Source organism: Mycobacterium sp. IS-2888 (genome assembly GCF_001954215.1).
In the GTDB taxonomy this organism is placed as follows: Bacteria; Actinomycetota; Actinomycetes; order Mycobacteriales; family Mycobacteriaceae; genus Mycobacterium.
Window position 1 is genome coordinate 1 of the sequence record NZ_MBET01000117.1, and the last position, 14,802, is coordinate 14,802.

The 14,802-nt window shown below is 69.5% G+C and carries 15 protein-coding genes and 1 pseudogene; 12 read left to right on the forward strand and 4 right to left on the reverse strand.

Features of this window, described 5'->3' with window-relative positions:
- Window positions 1-992 (forward strand): annotated as a pseudogene (locus tag A5745_RS23015) (primosome assembly protein PriA); the annotation flags it as partial.
- Between the two features lie 108 nt (window positions 993-1,100).
- Window positions 1,101-1,583, forward strand: a complete 483-nt coding sequence (locus tag A5745_RS23020) for a MarR family winged helix-turn-helix transcriptional regulator (RefSeq protein ID WP_076063005.1) — start codon at window positions 1,101-1,103, stop codon at window positions 1,581-1,583.
- A gap of 10 nt (window positions 1,584-1,593) precedes the next feature.
- Here A5745_RS23020 and A5745_RS23025 read toward each other — a convergent pair whose 3' ends face one another.
- The gene (locus tag A5745_RS23025; protein ID WP_076119193.1) at window positions 1,594-2,409 is read right to left on the reverse strand and encodes a class I SAM-dependent methyltransferase; all 816 of its coding nucleotides are present in this window, start codon (window positions 2,407-2,409) and stop codon (window positions 1,594-1,596) included.
- A gap of 118 nt (window positions 2,410-2,527) precedes the next feature.
- Between A5745_RS23025 and fmt the strand changes: the two genes are divergently transcribed.
- From fmt to ribD, 4 genes are read left to right on the forward strand one after another with little or no spacing between them, the layout of a single operon-like run.
- Window positions 2,528-3,457, forward strand: coding sequence for a methionyl-tRNA formyltransferase (gene fmt / locus A5745_RS23030; RefSeq protein WP_076119218.1), 930 nt, complete (start codon window positions 2,528-2,530; stop codon window positions 3,455-3,457).
- Window positions 3,454-4,818 carry an RsmB/NOP family class I SAM-dependent RNA methyltransferase gene (locus A5745_RS23035; RefSeq protein ID WP_076119195.1) on the forward strand — a complete coding sequence of 455 codons (1,365 nt, stop codon included), beginning with the start codon at window positions 3,454-3,456 and terminating at the stop codon, window positions 4,816-4,818. Before fmt ends, A5745_RS23035 begins: the two co-directional genes overlap by 4 nt.
- Window positions 4,819-4,850: 32 nt before the next feature.
- Entirely contained in the window at window positions 4,851-5,549 is a 699-nt protein-coding gene (gene rpe, locus A5745_RS23040; RefSeq protein WP_076062999.1) for a ribulose-phosphate 3-epimerase, read from the forward strand.
- A complete protein-coding gene (ribD, locus tag A5745_RS23045) occupies window positions 5,546-6,571 on the forward strand; it encodes a bifunctional diaminohydroxyphosphoribosylaminopyrimidine deaminase/5-amino-6-(5-phosphoribosylamino)uracil reductase RibD (RefSeq protein ID WP_076119196.1) in 1,026 nt (341 codons plus the stop codon). The genes rpe and ribD overlap by 4 nt, the downstream gene beginning before the upstream one ends.
- Here ribD and A5745_RS23050 read toward each other — a convergent pair.
- Window positions 6,568-8,118, reverse strand: a complete 1,551-nt coding sequence (locus tag A5745_RS23050; RefSeq protein WP_139329764.1) for an MFS transporter — start codon at window positions 8,116-8,118, stop codon at window positions 6,568-6,570. The genes ribD and A5745_RS23050 overlap by 4 nt on opposite strands.
- A 5-nt stretch (window positions 8,119-8,123) precedes the next feature.
- Window positions 8,124-8,828: an LppX_LprAFG lipoprotein gene (locus A5745_RS23055; protein ID WP_076119200.1), complete on the reverse strand. Its 705-nt coding sequence runs from the start codon at window positions 8,826-8,828 to the stop codon at window positions 8,124-8,126.
- A 72-nt stretch (window positions 8,829-8,900) separates the two neighbouring features.
- On the opposite strand from A5745_RS23055, the gene A5745_RS23060 reads away from it, so the two are divergent.
- Window positions 8,901-9,509, forward strand: coding sequence for a riboflavin synthase (locus A5745_RS23060; protein WP_076119202.1), 609 nt, complete (start codon window positions 8,901-8,903; stop codon window positions 9,507-9,509).
- Window positions 9,510-9,583: 74 nt separating this feature from the next.
- Here the strand turns inward: A5745_RS23060 and A5745_RS23065 are convergent, their stop codons facing one another.
- Window positions 9,584-9,823 carry a hypothetical protein gene (locus A5745_RS23065; protein WP_254848647.1) on the reverse strand — a complete coding sequence of 80 codons (240 nt, stop codon included), beginning with the start codon at window positions 9,821-9,823 and terminating at the stop codon, window positions 9,584-9,586.
- A gap of 469 nt (window positions 9,824-10,292) precedes the next feature.
- Here A5745_RS23065 and A5745_RS23070 point away from each other — a divergent pair, with 469 nt between their 5' ends.
- From A5745_RS23070 to A5745_RS23090, 5 genes are all read left to right on the forward strand, one after another.
- Window positions 10,293-11,570 carry a bifunctional 3,4-dihydroxy-2-butanone-4-phosphate synthase/GTP cyclohydrolase II gene (locus tag A5745_RS23070; protein ID WP_076062989.1) on the forward strand — a complete coding sequence of 426 codons (1,278 nt, stop codon included), beginning with the start codon at window positions 10,293-10,295 and terminating at the stop codon, window positions 11,568-11,570.
- Window positions 11,567-12,049: a 6,7-dimethyl-8-ribityllumazine synthase gene (gene ribH / locus A5745_RS23075; protein ID WP_076062988.1), complete on the forward strand. Its 483-nt coding sequence runs from the start codon at window positions 11,567-11,569 to the stop codon at window positions 12,047-12,049. The genes A5745_RS23070 and ribH overlap by 4 nt, the downstream gene beginning before the upstream one ends.
- Window positions 12,046-12,507: a PH domain-containing protein gene (locus A5745_RS23080; protein WP_076062985.1), complete on the forward strand. Its 462-nt coding sequence runs from the start codon at window positions 12,046-12,048 to the stop codon at window positions 12,505-12,507. The genes ribH and A5745_RS23080 overlap by 4 nt, the downstream gene beginning before the upstream one ends.
- Before the next feature lie 18 nt (window positions 12,508-12,525).
- Window positions 12,526-13,194, forward strand: a complete 669-nt coding sequence (locus A5745_RS23085; protein WP_076062983.1) for a sensor domain-containing protein — start codon at window positions 12,526-12,528, stop codon at window positions 13,192-13,194.
- Window positions 13,195-13,351: 157 nt separating this feature from the next.
- Window positions 13,352-14,791 carry an HNH endonuclease signature motif containing protein gene (locus A5745_RS23090; protein ID WP_076119206.1) on the forward strand — a complete coding sequence of 480 codons (1,440 nt, stop codon included), beginning with the start codon at window positions 13,352-13,354 and terminating at the stop codon, window positions 14,789-14,791.
- Window positions 14,792-14,802 lie beyond the last annotated feature (11 nt).

Genomic DNA, 14,802 nt, shown 5'->3' on the forward strand with positions numbered 1-14,802 from the left:
ACGACACCGGTTACGCCGACGAACGCGACCCGGCGGCCCGCACCGCGCGCATACCGTCCATCGCGCTGCGCGCGGCCCGCGCGTCGCTGGAGGCCGGCGCCCCAGTGCTCGTTCAGGTGCCGCGGCGGGGGTATGTGCCCTCGCTGGCCTGCGGGCGCTGCCGCACCATCGCCCGTTGCCGGCACTGCACCGGGCCGCTGTCGCTGCAGGAACACGGGCTGGGTGCCGTCTGCCGCTGGTGTGGCCGCGCGGAACCGGCGTTGCGGTGCGCGCGGTGCGGATCCGACGCGGTGCGTGCGGTGGTCGTGGGGGCCCGGCGCACCGCCGAGGAACTCGGCCGGGCGTTCCCGGGCACGGCGGTCGTCACCTCGGCGGGCGATGCCGTCGTGACCGACGTCGCCGACCGGCCCGCCCTGGTGGTCGCCACCCCGGGAGCCGAGCCCCGCGCGCCGCGCGGGTACGGGGCGGCGCTGCTGCTGGATACCTGGGCGCTGCTGGGCCGGCAAGACCTGCGCGCGGCGGAGGACACCCTGTGGCGCTGGATGAGCGCCGCCGCGCTGGTGCGTCCGCGCGGCGACGGGGGTGTGGTCACTGTGGTCGCCGAATCGTCAATTCCCACAGTGCAATCGCTGATCCGCTGGGACCCGGTGGGTCACGCCGACGCCGAGCTGACCGCGCGAACCGAAGTCGGCCTGGCGCCGAGCGTGCACATGGCCGCCATCGACGGGACGGCGGGCGCCGTGGCGGCATTGCTGGACGAGGCCCGGTTGCCCGACGGGGCCGATCTACTAGGACCGGTCGACCTGCCGGCGGGGGTGCGCCGTCCGGCCGGCAGCCCCGCCGACGTGGCGGTGACCCGGATGCTGGTCCGCGTCCCCCGCGAGCAGGGCCTGGCGCTGGCGGCCGGCCTGCGGCGCGCCGTCGGGGTGCTCAGCGCGCGGCAAAGCCACCAGCCGCTCAGGGTGCAGATGGACCCGCTGCACATCGGATAGTGGCGAATCCCCGATGCTGAACCGGATCGACGCGCCCGATGGAGATAGTGTGCGTAGGAAATAATCCGTGCTTACGATATTGGACGCTGTTACCGGGAGAGGGGCACGATGGCACCCGACGCGACGGCGGCTGACGAGTCGCTGGATGTGATCACCGATGCGTTGCTGACCGCGTCCCGGCTACTGGTGGCCGTATCGGCCCGCTCCATCGGACAGGTCGACGAGTCCATCACCATTCCGCAGTTCCGAACGCTGGTCATCCTTTCCAATCGGGGCCCGGTCAACCTGGCCACGCTGGCCGGGCTGCTGGGGGTCCAGCCGTCGGCCACCGGGCGGATGGTCGACAGGCTCGTCTCCGCCGGGCTGATCGATCGCTTGCCGCACCCGACGTCGCGGCGCGAATTGCTCGCCGCGCTGACCCCGCGCGGGCGCGAGGTCGTTCGGCGGGTCACCGCGTACCGCCGTTCCGAAATCGCGGCCATCGTGGAGAAAATGCCGCCGCCGGAGCGGCACGGGCTGGTGCGGGCCCTGACCGCGTTCACCGCCGCGGGTGGCGAGCCCGACGTGCACCTCGACGTCGACGTGGTGTAGGCGCGGGGGCTCAGCGCGCCTCCGCGACCAGCAGCAGATACTCCCATTCCATGGTGCCGTCGGTGAGGTATTGCTGTGCCAGTTCGATGAGTTGGGCGTCGAGCTCGGCGGTCAGCACGCGATTGTGGCCGATGTTCGCATAGGCCTCGATCGTCGGGCCGTAGTGGTTCTTGAAGTAGTCGTGCACGGCCGCGGCGGTGTCGAACCGGTGCACCGGCAACATGCCCCGCCTGGTTTCGACGCCCCGGATTCGATCTCCTAGCAGCCCGGCGATGTACCCTTCGCGTCCCCACAACGCCGCCGGGGGTACGGCCGGCGACAGGCTGGGGCGATAGGGCCTGATGGTGGCCAGCATCCGGCCGAAGAATCCTTCCGCGGTCCAGCTGATCAGGCCAATCGTCCCGCCCGGCCGGCAGACTCGGACCAGCTCGCCGGCGGCGCGCCGGTGGTCTGGGGCGAACATCACGCCGATCGCCGAGAGCACGGTGTCGAATTCGCCGTCGCCGAACGGCAGCGCGTGCGCGTTGGCCTCCCGGTAGTCCAGCGTCAATCCCGCGGCCGCGGCCCGCGCCCGGGACCGCGCGAGCAACTCCGGCGTCAGATCGGTGGACACGACGCTGGCCCCCGCCCGGGCGGCCGGCAGCGAGATATTGCCCGACCCGGCGGCGACGTCGAGCACCCGGTGGCCGGGCCTAATGCCGGTGGCGGCCACCAGGATTGGGCCGAGCGGGGCCATCACTTCTTCGGCCATCAGGGGGTAGTCGCCCAGCGCCCACATGGTGCGGTGCGCGGCGGCCACGTCGTCGGTCGTCGTGTCGAGGGTCATCGGACCTCCTCAGATAGGAGCCACTGGAAATAGTAACTTAAAGAAACAATATACAGATGCAACTGTGTGAAACCTGGGTATGTCCTGCGCAGATCCCGTCATTCCTAGACTTGTGCGCGTGCGTCTCGTCTTCGCCGGTACCCCGGAGCCCGCGCTGCCCGCGCTGCGTGCCCTCGTCGACTCACCTCGCCACGAGGTGGTCGCAGTGCTGACCCGGCCCGACGCCGCCTCCGGCCGGCGTGGGACGCCGCTGCCGTCGCCGGTGGCCCGCGAGGCGCTCGACCGAGGCATTCCGGTGCTGCGGCCGGCGAGGCCGAACTCGCCGGAATTCGTCGCGGAGCTCACGGAGTTCGGGCCCGAGTGCTGTGCGGTGGTGGCCTACGGCGCGCTGCTGCGCGACGCCCTGCTCGCGGTGCCCCCACGAGGGTGGATCAACCTGCACTTCTCGCTGCTGCCCGCCTGGCGCGGCGCGGCGCCGGTGCAGGCCGCGATCGCCGCGGGGGACACCATCACCGGGGCGACGACGTTTCGGATCGAACCGAGCCTGGACTCCGGACCGGTCTACGGCGTCGTCACCGAGACGATCCGGCCGACCGACACCGCGGGCGATCTGCTTGAGCGACTTGCCCTTTCGGGGGCGGCGCTGCTGTCGGCCACGCTGGACGGCATCGCCGACGAGACGCTGACGCCGCGGCCCCCGCCGGCCGAGGGGGTCAGCGTCGCGCCGAAGATCACCGTCGAGGGGGCCCGGGTGCGCTGGGACCTGCCGGCACCGGTCGTCGAACGCCGCATCCGCGCGGTCACACCCAACCCGGGCGCCTGGACGGTCATCGGTGACCTGCGGGTCAAGCTCGGACCGGTGTACCTCGACGAGGCTCCAGAACCCTTGCCGCCCGGCGATATTCGCGTCGACCGCAAGAGCGTATGGATCGGTACCGGCTCGGACCCGGTGCGGCTGGGCCAAATTCAGCCGCCCGGAAAGAAACTCATGAACGCTGTCGACTGGGCGCGCGGCGCCAGGCTCGACCCCGCCGCGCGGGCGTCGTGAGTCCGCAACCGCGAAGGCGGCGGCGGCCGCTCGACCCGGCCCGCGCCGCCGCGTTCGAGGTGCTGCGCGCCGTCAGCGAGCGCGACGCGTACGCGAACCTCGCGCTGCCGGCGCGGCTGCGCGAACGCGGAATCAGCGGTCGCGACGCGGCTTTCGCGACCGAACTGACCTACGGAACCTGCCGCACCCGGGGCCTGCTCGACGCGATCATCGGTGCGGCGGCCGGAAGGTCGCCGGACGCGATCAACCCGGTGTTGCTGGACCTGCTGCGGCTCGGCGCCTACCAATTGCTGCGCACCCGCGTCGACGCCCACGCGGCGGTATCCACCACGGTCGAACAGGCGGGCATCGAATTCGACTCGGCGCGAGCGGGTTTCGTCAACGCCGTACTGCGGACCATCGCGGGTCGGGACGAGAAGTCCTGGGTCGAGGAGTTGGCCCCGGATCCCGCACGAGATCCGATCGGACACGCGGCGTTCGTGCGCGCACACCCGCGGTGGATAGCCCAGGCCTTCGCCGACGCGCTGGGTGCGGCGGCGACCGAACTCGACGCGCTGCTGGTCAGCGACGATGAACGGCCCCAGGTGCATTTGGCGGCCCGCCCGGGAGTCCTCACCGCCGCCGAACTGGCCGATGCGGTCGGCGGCAGCGTCGGTCGCTATTCGCCGTACGCGGTCTACCTGCCCGGCGGCGACCCCGGCCAGCTGGCGCCGGTGCGCGACGGCGACGCGCTGGTTCAAGACGAGGGCAGCCAGTTGGTGGCCCGCGCGCTGACGCTGGCCCCGGTCGACGACGACGCAGGCCGGTGGCTGGACCTGTGCGCCGGGCCGGGCGGCAAGACCGCGCTGCTGGCGGGCCTGGGCGCCCCGTCCGGGGCCCGGGTCACGGCGGTCGAGCCGGCACCGCGCCGCGCGGAGCTGGTCGAGCAGAACACCCGCGGTCTCGGCGTTGACGTGCTGCGGGTCGACGGGCGGGAGACCGGCCTCGAGCCCGGTTTCGACCGCGTCCTGGTCGATGTGCCGTGTACCGGGCTGGGCGCGTTGCGCCGGCGGCCGGAGGCCCGCTGGCGGCGCCAGCCGGCCGACGTGCCGGCGCTGACCAAGCTGCAACGCGAGCTGCTGGCCGCCGCGATCGCACTGACCCGGCCCGGCGGCGTGGTGCTGTATGCGACCTGTTCACCGCACCTGGCCGAAACGGTCGGCGTGGTCGCCGACGCGCTGCGCCGTCAGCCGGTGTGCGCGCTGGATACCGGGCCGCTGTTCGAACCCGCGCAGCTGGGCGAGGGCCCGTATGCGCAGCTTTGGCCGCACCGGCACGGCACCGACGCGATGTTCGCCGCCGCGCTGCGCCGCCTTGCGTGAGCTTCGGATCGTCGCTCAGTAGTCTTGCGCTCATGTCACGCAGCACGGGACCTGTGACGGGCCCCCTGATCGCACCGTCCATCCTGGCCGCCGACTTCGCCCGGCTCGCCGACGAAGCGGCCGCGGTGGAGGGCGCCGACTGGCTGCACGTCGACGTGATGGACGGCCACTTCGTGCCCAACCTGACGATCGGGCTGCCGGTGGTCGAGAGCCTGCTGACCCACACCGACATCCCGATGGATTGCCATTTGATGATCGACAATCCGGACCGGTGGGCACCCCCGTACGCGGAAGCGGGCGCGTACAACGTCACCTTCCACGCCGAGGCCACCGACAATCCCGTCGGGGTGGCCCGCGATATCCGGGCCGCCGGCGCCAAAGCCGGGCTCAGCATCAAGCCGAAGACTCCGCTGGATCCCTACCTCGAGATCCTGCCCCACTTCGACACCTTCCTCGTGATGTCGGTGGAGCCCGGCTTCGGCGGCCAGAGCTTCATCCCGGAGGTGCTCAGCAAGGTGCGCACGGTGCGCAAGATGGTCGACGCGGGCGAGCTGACGATCCTGGTCGAGATCGACGGCGGCATCAACGACGAGACCATCGAGCAGGCCGCCGAGGCCGGCGTCGACTGCTTTGTCGCCGGTTCGGCGGTATACGGCGCCCAGGATCCGGAGGCCGCGGTCCGGGCGTTGCGGCGTCAGGCCGGTGCCGCCTCACCGCACCTGAGCTTATGAGCCTCGAGCGGGTCGACAGCATCGAGTCGGCCATGCGCCTCGCCATCGAGCAGTCCTATCAGGTCAAGGGCGCCACGTACCCGAATCCGCCGGTCGGGGCCGTCATCCTGGATCCCGAGGGCCGGGTCGTCGGCGTCGGCGGCACCGCGCCGGCCGGCGGCGACCACGCCGAGGTGGTGGCTCTACGCCGGGCCGGCGGCTTGGCGGCCGGCGGCGTCGCGGTGGTCACCCTCGAGCCCTGCAACCACTACGGCAAGACGCCGCCGTGCGTGAACGCCCTGATCGACGCCAAGGTGGCGACGGTGGTCTACGCCGTCGCGGATCCGAACGCGATCGCGGGCGGCGGGGCGGACCGGCTCTCGGCGGGAGGCGTCGAGGTGCGCTCCGGGGTGCTGGCCGACCAGGTGGCGGGCGGGCCGCTGCGTGAGTGGCTGCACCGGCAACGGACCGGGCTGCCGCACGTGACGTGGAAGTACGCCAGCAGCATCGACGGGCGCAGCGCCGCCTCGGACGGATCGAGTAAGTGGATCTCCAGTGAGGCCTCGCGGTTGGATCTGCATCGGCGCCGCGCCATGGCCGACGCGATCGTCGTGGGCACCGGCACCGTGCTGGCCGACGATCCGGCACTGACGGCTCGGCTGCCCGACGGCTCGCTGGCGGACAAGCAACCGCTGCGCGTGGTGGTCGGGATGCGCGAAATACCTTCCGAGGCAAAGGTTCTCAACGACGATTCGCGCACCATGGTGATTCGCACCCACGATCCGGCCGAGGTGCTCAAGGCGCTCTCCGACCGCACCGACGTCCTACTGGAGGGCGGACCGACGCTCGCCGGTGCGTTCCTGCGGGCCGGCGCGATCAACCGCATCCTGGCCTACGTCGCGCCGATTCTGGTGGGTGGCCCCATCACGGCCGTCGACGACGTGGGGGTGTCCAGCATTTCCAAGGCGTTGCGCTGGCAGTTCGACGGCGTCGACCGGGCCGGCCCGGACCTAGTGATCAGCCTGGTGCCGCACAGCGGCTAGCGCTCGCCCAGCGCGACGGTCTCTTGCTCGGGGACTTCCGTTTCATCGGCGTGCTCCTTGCGGCCGCCGACCAGCAGGCCCAGCAGCGCCCCCGCGATACAGATGCCAACGGTGATCAGGAAGATGTCGCCGAACATCTGGGCGAACGCCTTCAGGAAAAGGGTTGCCTGGGCGGCCACCCGTTCCATCAGGGTGGCGTTGGGCGGGATCTCGGCCGTCAGGTGGGCCAGCTTCCGGTTGAACGAGTAGAAGCCGAAGGCGCTCAGCGCGGCCATCCCGATCAGCATGCCGGTCATCCGGGCCACCACCACCGCGGCTGAGGCGATGCCGTGTTGGGCGGGCGGAACGACACGCAGGGCGGCCGACGACAGGGGCCCGATCACCAGGCCGAGTCCGAGGCCGGCCACCAGCAGGTCGGCGTGCATCGCGGGCAACGTGAGCAGGCCAAAGATGTTGTGGCGCTGCTCCAACAGATCCTCGCGCCAATAATGGATCAGCCAATACCCGTAGGCCGCGATCAGCAGGCCGATGAAGGTCATCGCACGATCGCCGATCCGGGTGGCGATCCAGCCGCCCAGCACCGCCCCGATCGGCAGCGCGATGAGGAACCACAGCAGCAGGCCGGCCGCTTGGTTCTGGTCCATCTGCAGCACGCCCTGGCCGAACAACTCGACGTCGACCAGGGTCACCATCAGCGCCGCACCCGCCGTCACCGACGCGCCCAAAGCGGCCAGGAAGGGCCGGAAATGCACACCCGCCGGTTCGATCAGGCGGGTGCGCGAGAAGCGCTCCCAGATCACGAACACCACCGCGACCGCGATCGCCCCGATCACCAGCGGCAACCCGTAGCTCGGCAGCAGCTGCTTGCCGTCGGGCTGCGGGTTGTACAGCCCGATGACCGCCAGGCCCAGCGCGATGGCCAGCAGCAGACCACCCACCAGGTCGATCTTCTCCGGCTTGTCGGCGCGGTCGTGCGACGGCAGGCTGAACTGAATCATCGCCATGGCGATCAAGGTCAGCGGGACGTTGATCCAGAACACGTAGCGCCAGTCGTGGGACAACCAGACGATGAAAATGCCGTACAGGGGACCCAGCACGCTGCCGAGTTCCTGCGCGGCGCCGATGCCGCCGAGCACGCCGGCGCGGTTGCGTTGGGCCCACAGGTCGGCGCCCAGCGCGAGGGTGACCGGCAACAAGGCGCCGCTGGCGATGCCCTGGACGGTGCGGCCGGCGACCAGCATGTGGAAATCGCCGAAATGCCCGGCCAGCGCTGTCACCACCGAACCGACAATGAACAGCGCCAGGGCGGTCTGCAGCAGCAGCTTGCGACCGAACCGGTCGGAGGCCCGGCCCAACAACGGCATCGCGGCGATGTAGCCCAGCAGGTACAGCGTGACGATCCAGGTGATGCGTTGCAGTTGGTTGAGCGGGATGTGAACGTCCCGCATGATGTCGCGCATGATCGTGACGACGACGTAGGTGTCCAGGGCGCCCAGCAGTACCGCCAGGCTGCCCGCACTGATCGCGACGCCGCGTCCCGCCCGCATGCCCATCAGGTGACCGGGGGCTTCGTGACGGTGACCGGCTGGTTCCAGTTGGACAGGGTCATCTGGACGGAATTGCCCTGGCTCTTCTGCAGGTTGACCTGGACCAGCTGGTGGTCGCCGCTTTCCTGGATCCAGACGGTGCTCGGGAGCGCCTGCGTCGCATTGAACGGCGGCGCAATCTTGTTCACTGCGTCGGCCGGGACGTTGCCGCTGATGCGAATGGTGTTTTGGCCGTTGATCGTTTCGCGCCCCTCGGCCTTGGCGTCGCGGAAGTTCGCCAGCACGTTGGCCAGGCCGTTGTCGGGACTCAGGATCGCGGAGACGTCGTAGATGTCGGAGGCCTTGCCGAAATCGCTCCACTTGTTCGGGGTGAGCGTGGCGTACAGCACCGAGTCGTAGACGACGAAGTTCGCGTCGATGTCGGAGCCCGCCAACGTCAGCTGGACATTGCCCGACGCGGCGGTGGCGGGGGTGGTGGTGAGGTCGCCGTTGAGCACCTTGATGGGCAGGCCCTGGACCTTGCCCTGGACCGACAGCACCAGGTGCACGCTCTTGACGTTCTTGGTGGTGTCGGACGATTGCTTGACCAGTGTCGAGGCATCGGGCAGCGGTGCGCCGCTGGGTTTCGAGCCCGACGAACAACCGGCGATCAGGGCGGTGATGAGGCTTAGCGAAGCGAGGACGGCCAATACACGGTGGCGGGTCTGCATACTCTGCATCGTAGAGGGTGCCGCGGACCGGGTTCGAGAACGCCAGGGCCCGTGGCCAATTAGCCTGGTGCAATGTTCACCGGAATTGTCGAGGAACTCGGAGAGGTGACCAGCCGAGACGTCCTCGCCGATGCGGCGCGCCTGACCATTCGCGGACCCCTCGTCACGGCCGATGCCGGCCACGGGGATTCCATCGCCGTCAACGGCGTGTGCCTGACGGTCGCCGAGTTGCTGGGCGATGGGCAATTCACCGCCGACGTGATGGCCGAGACCCTGAACCGGTCCAATCTGGGGGCGTTGGAGGTCGGCAGCCGGGTGAACCTGGAGCGCGCCGCGGCGGTGAACAGCCGGCTCGGCGGTCACATCGTGCAGGGCCACGTCGACGGCACCGGTCAGGTGGTCTCCCGATCACCCTCGGAGAACTGGGAGGTGGTCCGGATCGAGGTCCCCGAGGCGGTGGCTCGCTATGTCGTCGAGAAGGGGTCGATCACCGTCGACGGCATTTCGCTGACGGTGTCCGGGCTCGGAGCCGAGCCGCGGGACTGGTTCGAGGTCTCGCTGATCCCGACGACCCGCGAGCTGACCACCCTGGGTCGCGCCCCGGTCGGCACGCGGGTGAACCTCGAAGCGGACGTCATCGCCAAATACGTCGAGCGGTTGATGACTCGCGCTTCTCCCTAGCACCAGGCGCGCTCTTGACCGCAGCGCCTGTGTGGCGGCTGCGGTCAAGGCTTTATCGGTTGCTTATCGCTGGTTTAGAGCCGGACGAAGGCGGGCCCGTTCCAGAATCCCCAGTCGTCTATGTCGGGATTCCACACGACCCGGGCCCAGGGCGCCCACGGCGGGGGCGGCGGCATCGGCCGCGCCCACGGCGGGGGAGCACCGTAACCGACCGGGCCGACGTTGTCGTCCCAGTCACGGCAGTTATTCCAGTTCTGATACGGGCCCCAGCCCGGGTTCCACTGGTCGCCAGGGCACCAGTGATGGTGATTCATAGGAGCGGACGGAGGCACCGCCTGAGCAACGCCCGAGGTCACTCCGAGAGTGGACAACGCCACGCCACCGGCTGCGAGGGCGCCAGTACACAGGCGACGCCACGATTTGGTTTGCGTGTTGATAGTCATGACATTGCGATTCCCGACCGGAAGGGGCCCGAAACCGATTCCGGTATCTCGGCTCGATCTCACATCTGGCACTTAACTACGACTTACGGGGGACTTACGTTGCGCGCCCCGTCGTGACCATCTGGCTACCACGTCTTGCCTGGTCAGCGCCAATGGCGGCGAGCCCGGCGGGACCCCTGATTTTGACGGAAGCGTCACTGTCACGAGTTGCCCGGAGTCGCCGGACGAGTGAACCCATCCCGCTGAAAAGCCGTGGCAATAACTGTGGGGCGGCGGTGGTTCATACTGAATGCAACGCCGGGCTCCTCATCTGGGCCCTGATGACAGCAAGGTAGCCAAGATGACGAGGTTGGACTCCGTCGAGAGGGCGGTTGCCGACATCGCGGCCGGTAAGGCCGTCATCGTCATCGACGACGAGGAGCGCGAGAACGAGGGCGACCTGATCTTCGCCGCCGAAAAGGCGACGCCGGAGATGGTGGCCTTCATGGTTCGCTACACCTCGGGCTATCTATGTGTGCCGCTGGACGGGGCGATCTGCGATCGGCTCGGCCTGCTGCCGATGTATGCGGTGAACCAGGACAAGCACGGCACCGCCTACACCGTCACCGTCGACGCAAGAAAGGGTGTGGGCACCGGAATCTCGGCGTCCGACCGGGCCACCACGATGCGGCTACTGGCCGATCCCACCAGCCTGGCCGAAGATTTCACCCGCCCCGGTCACGTAGTTCCGTTGCGCGCCAAGGACGGCGGTGTGCTGCGCCGTCCCGGCCACACCGAGGCCGCGGTCGATCTGGCCCGCATGGCGGGCCTGCAACCCGCGGGCGCCATCTGCGAGATTGTCAGCCAGAAGGACGAAGGCGCGATGGCCCAGACCGACGAATTGCGGGTCTTCGCCGACGAGCACGACCTCGCGTTGATCACCATCGCCGACCTGATCGAGTGGCGGCGCAAGCACGAGAAGCACATCGAGCGGATCGCCGAAGCGCGAATCCCGACCCGCCATGGCGAGTTTCGCGCGATCGGATACGCCAGCATCTACGAGGACGTCGAACACGTCGCACTGGTCCGTGGCGATATCGCCGGGCCGAGCGGCGAGGGCGACGACGTGTTGGTGCGCGTGCACTCCGAATGCCTGACCGGTGACGTTTTCGGGTCACGCCGCTGCGACTGCGGGCCTCAGCTCGACGCGGCCATGGCGATGGTCGCGCGCGAGGGCCGCGGCGTCGTGCTCTACATGCGCGGCCACGAGGGTCGCGGGATCGGCCTGATGCACAAGCTGCAGGCCTACCAGTTGCAGGACGCCGGCGAGGACACCGTCGACGCCAACCTGAAGCTTGGATTACCGGCCGACGCAAGGGACTACGGCATCGGCGCGCAGATTCTCGTCGACCTGGGAGTCCGCTCGATGCGGTTGCTGACCAACAACCCGGCCAAGCGGGTGGGCCTGGACGGCTATGGCCTGCACATCATTGAGCGGGTGCCGCTTCCGGTGCGGGCCAACGCGGAGAACATCCGCTACCTGCTGACCAAGCGCGACAAGATGGGCCACGACCTGGCCGGCCTGGACGACTTCCACGAATCCGTCCATCTGCCAGGCGAATTCGGCGGTGCTTTGTGAGCGGTGGCGCCGGCGTGCCGGAGATTCCGGCGCTCGACGCGGCAGGCGTGCGCCTTGGGATCGTCGCGAGCACCTGGCACCGGGAAATCTGCGACGCGCTGTTGGCCGGCGCGCTGAAAGTGGCGGCCGATTCGGGTGTCGGCAACCCGACGGTGGTCCGCGTGCTCGGCGCCATCGAGATTCCCGTCATTGCGCAGGAACTCGCCCGTAGCCATGACGCCGTCGTCGCTCTCGGTGTCGTGATCCGGGGCCAGACACCGCATTTCGACTATGTCTGCGATGCGGTGACCCAGGGCCTGACGCGGGTCTCGCTGGACGCTTCCACGCCCGTCGGGAACGGCGTGCTCACCACCAACAACGAGGAACAGGCGCGGGACCGGGCCGGCCTGCCGGAATCGGCCGAGGACAAGGGGGCCCAGGCAACCGGAGCGGCCCTGGCCGCCGCGCTCACCCTGCGTGACCTGCGCGCTGGGTCGTGACTCCGCCGAACAGCGACGCTTGGGATGTCGAGCTGCGGCCCCACCGGACACCGTTATTCGCTTACATCGCAGCGTTTCTGATCGCGGCCGTGCATATCGCGGTCGGCTTGCTACTCAAGATGAAGTCCAGCGGGGTGATCTTCCAGACCTCCGACCAGGTGGCGATCGCCGTACTGGGCCTCATCATCGCGGGCGGCATACTCTTGTTTGCGCGGCCCCGGCTGCGGGTGGGACCGCCGGGCATTTCGGTGCGAAACCTGTTCGGCTACAGGCTGATTCCGTGGTCCGACGTGGTCGGTGTGTCGTTTCCCGCCGGCCACCGCTGGGCGCGAGTCGATTTGCCCGACGACGAGTACATCCCGGTGATGGCGATCCAGGCCGCGGACAAGGACCGCGCGGTGGAGGCCATGGACACCGTGCGGTCGCTGCTGGCGCGATATCGCCCGGCCGCCGGCTGAGCGCTGTACCATCGCCCGATGGCACGTCACGTGCGGGCGGCTGCCGCGCTAGTGATCGCCGCGGTGCTGGTGAGCGGTTGCGCAGCCTCGGTGGCGGGTAGAGCGGTGCGGGCTCCCGGCGAGCCGGGGGTTCCCGCGAATTCGCACCGCGCGACGTCCGCACACGAGTTCCTTCTGCCGGACGGGGATGCCACTCCGCTCGGACCGGCGGCCGCGATGGCCGTGGGCGCCAGCTACTTCACCGGCGCTCGGCCGCCGGAATGCACCGCGGCAATGTTGTTCAGGGGTTCGCCGCTGCGGCCCGGCGGATCATCGGACCACGCCGAATCGGCATACCGAGTCAGCGGTCAGGCGCTTTACGCCGAATCGGTCGACACCTATGACCGCTCCTTGAAGATCCGTGACGTCATCTCGAAAGGCTTTGGCGCCGTGTCGAAATGTCACGGCGAGGCCATCGGTGTGTCCCCCAGCGGCGCGTTTCGGCCGATGCGACTCAGCTTCTTCGGCACTACCGACGATGGCGTCCTGGTGTGGACCATGACCCGTCCGGACTGGACTTGTGACTATGGGCTCGCGGCGTTGTCGCGGGTCGTTTTGATGATGTCGGCCTGCGACGTCAAGCCGGGATTCCCGATGAGGGACTGGGCGTCGAAACGTCGTGCGCAGATCGACCGCCGCACCACCTGAGGTTCCCACCCGGGCCTGCTTTCCGGCCCTCAGCCTATAGCCGGGGCGCCCACGGATGGTCTCATCGCCTGCTGATTTGAGTGTGGTCGGTCTGGGCGTAATCCTCGGCGGCGGACGCGCGAGCTAGTTGTCGGAGCGGTGTGTTAGTGTCGAACACATGTTCGAATACCTCGAGGCTTCGCGGGCGACGCCGGAGTCGGCGGCGCTGCTGGATCGGGTGCGCGAGGCGGGGCGCGCCGAGGCGCGGGCGGCGGCCGAGCGGCTGATGGCCGTGGGCGAGTTGTTGGTGTTGCGGTGTCAGGCGACGGGGGAGCACGCCGACTGGGCCACCGATACCTGGGAGGCGGTGGCCGCGCAGGTGGCCGCAGCGCTGGGGTGCAGTGTGGCGATGGGTCATAGCTACCTGCGCTATGCGATGGCGCTGCGCGAGCGTTTGCCGCGAGTGGGCGAGCTGTTCTCCGCCGGGGAGATTGATTATCGGGCGTTTCAGACGATCGTGTTTCGCACCGATTTGATCACCGACGACGCGGTGCTGGCGATGGTGGATGCACGGGTGGCGGCGCTGCTGGCGCGCCGCCCGTCGCTGACCCGCGGGGGATTGGCCGCCGCGGTGGATCAGGTGGTGGCCCGGGTGGATTGCGACGCGCTGCGCCGGGCGGTCAAGGCCGCCGAGGAGCGTCATGTCGATGTGCGGGCCAACGAGTCGGGGATGGCGTGGGTGGAAGCCAGCGTGTTCGCCACCACCGGCCAGGCGCTGGATCGGCGCCTGGATGAGTTGGCGGCCACGGTGTGTGAGGGTGATCCGCGCACCAAGGCCCAGCGGCGCGCCGATGCGCTGGAGGCGCTGGCGGCCGGGGCGGATACGTTGGTGTGCGGCTGCGGGACCGGTTGCCGCCCGGGGCCGCAGCGCAGCAACGTCGTGATCCACGTGATCGCCGAGCGGTCCACCGTCGAGGGCCGCGGGACTACGCCCGGTGTGCTGCTCGGTGGTGAGGGGCTGATCCCGGCCGAGCTGATCACCGAGCTGGCCGCCTCCGCGCGCCTGCGGCCGCTGATCGCCCCGGCGGGCGCCGAGCCGCAGTACGCGCCGTCGGCCAAGCTGGCCGAGTTCGTCCGGTGCCGGGATCTGACGTGTCGGGCCCCGGGTTGTGATCGGCCGGCCACGCAATGCGATATCGACCACACCGTGCCCTACGCCGAGGGTGGGGCCACGCATCCGTCGAACCTGAAATGTGTGTGCCGGCTTCATCATTTGCTCAAAACGTTCTGGGGTTGGCGTGACCAACAACTGCCCGACGGCACGCTGATCTGGACGCTGCCCGACGGGGACACCTACGTCACCACCCCCGCCAGCGCCCTGGTATTTCCATCGCTGTGCGCACCCACCGGCGAGCCGCCCGCGCCCGAGGCGCCACCGGACATCCGCTGCGGGGAGCGCAGCGCCATGATGCCGAGGCGGCGCACCACCCGCGCCCAAAACCGGGCAGCGCGCATCAACACCGAACGCCACCACAACCGCGCGGCGCGGCTGGCCACCCAAACGGCACCCACCGGCCCCGCCCCACCCGCCGATCCCGACGACCCGCCGCCCTTCTAGCGGCTACTAGC

Bases quoted from the DNA above. Each gene is read 5' to 3' on its own strand.
- ribD (WP_076119196.1), top strand. From the start codon at position 5,546: ATGAGCCTCGAGCGGGTCGACAGCATCGAGTCGGCCATGCGCCTCGCC.
- A5745_RS23065 (WP_254848647.1), bottom strand. From the start codon at position 9,823: ATGAATCACCATCACTGGTGCCCTGGCGACCAGTGGAACCCGGGCTGG.
- rpe (WP_076062999.1), top strand. From the start codon at position 4,851: ATGTCACGCAGCACGGGACCTGTGACGGGCCCCCTGATCGCACCGTCC.
- A5745_RS23055 (WP_076119200.1), bottom strand. From the start codon at position 8,828: ATGCAGACCCGCCACCGTGTATTGGCCGTCCTCGCTTCGCTAAGCCTC.
- A5745_RS23025 (WP_076119193.1), bottom strand. From the start codon at position 2,409: ATGACCCTCGACACGACGACCGACGACGTGGCCGCCGCGCACCGCACC.
- A5745_RS23060 (WP_076119202.1), top strand. From the start codon at position 8,901: ATGTTCACCGGAATTGTCGAGGAACTCGGAGAGGTGACCAGCCGAGAC.
- A5745_RS23070 (WP_076062989.1), top strand. From the start codon at position 10,293: ATGACGAGGTTGGACTCCGTCGAGAGGGCGGTTGCCGACATCGCGGCC.
- A5745_RS23050 (WP_139329764.1), bottom strand. From the start codon at position 8,118: ATGCGGGCGGGACGCGGCGTCGCGATCAGTGCGGGCAGCCTGGCGGTA.
- A5745_RS23090 (WP_076119206.1), top strand. From the start codon at position 13,352: ATGTTCGAATACCTCGAGGCTTCGCGGGCGACGCCGGAGTCGGCGGCG.
- A5745_RS23020 (WP_076063005.1), top strand. From the start codon at position 1,101: ATGGCACCCGACGCGACGGCGGCTGACGAGTCGCTGGATGTGATCACC.
- A5745_RS23085 (WP_076062983.1), top strand. From the start codon at position 12,526: ATGGCACGTCACGTGCGGGCGGCTGCCGCGCTAGTGATCGCCGCGGTG.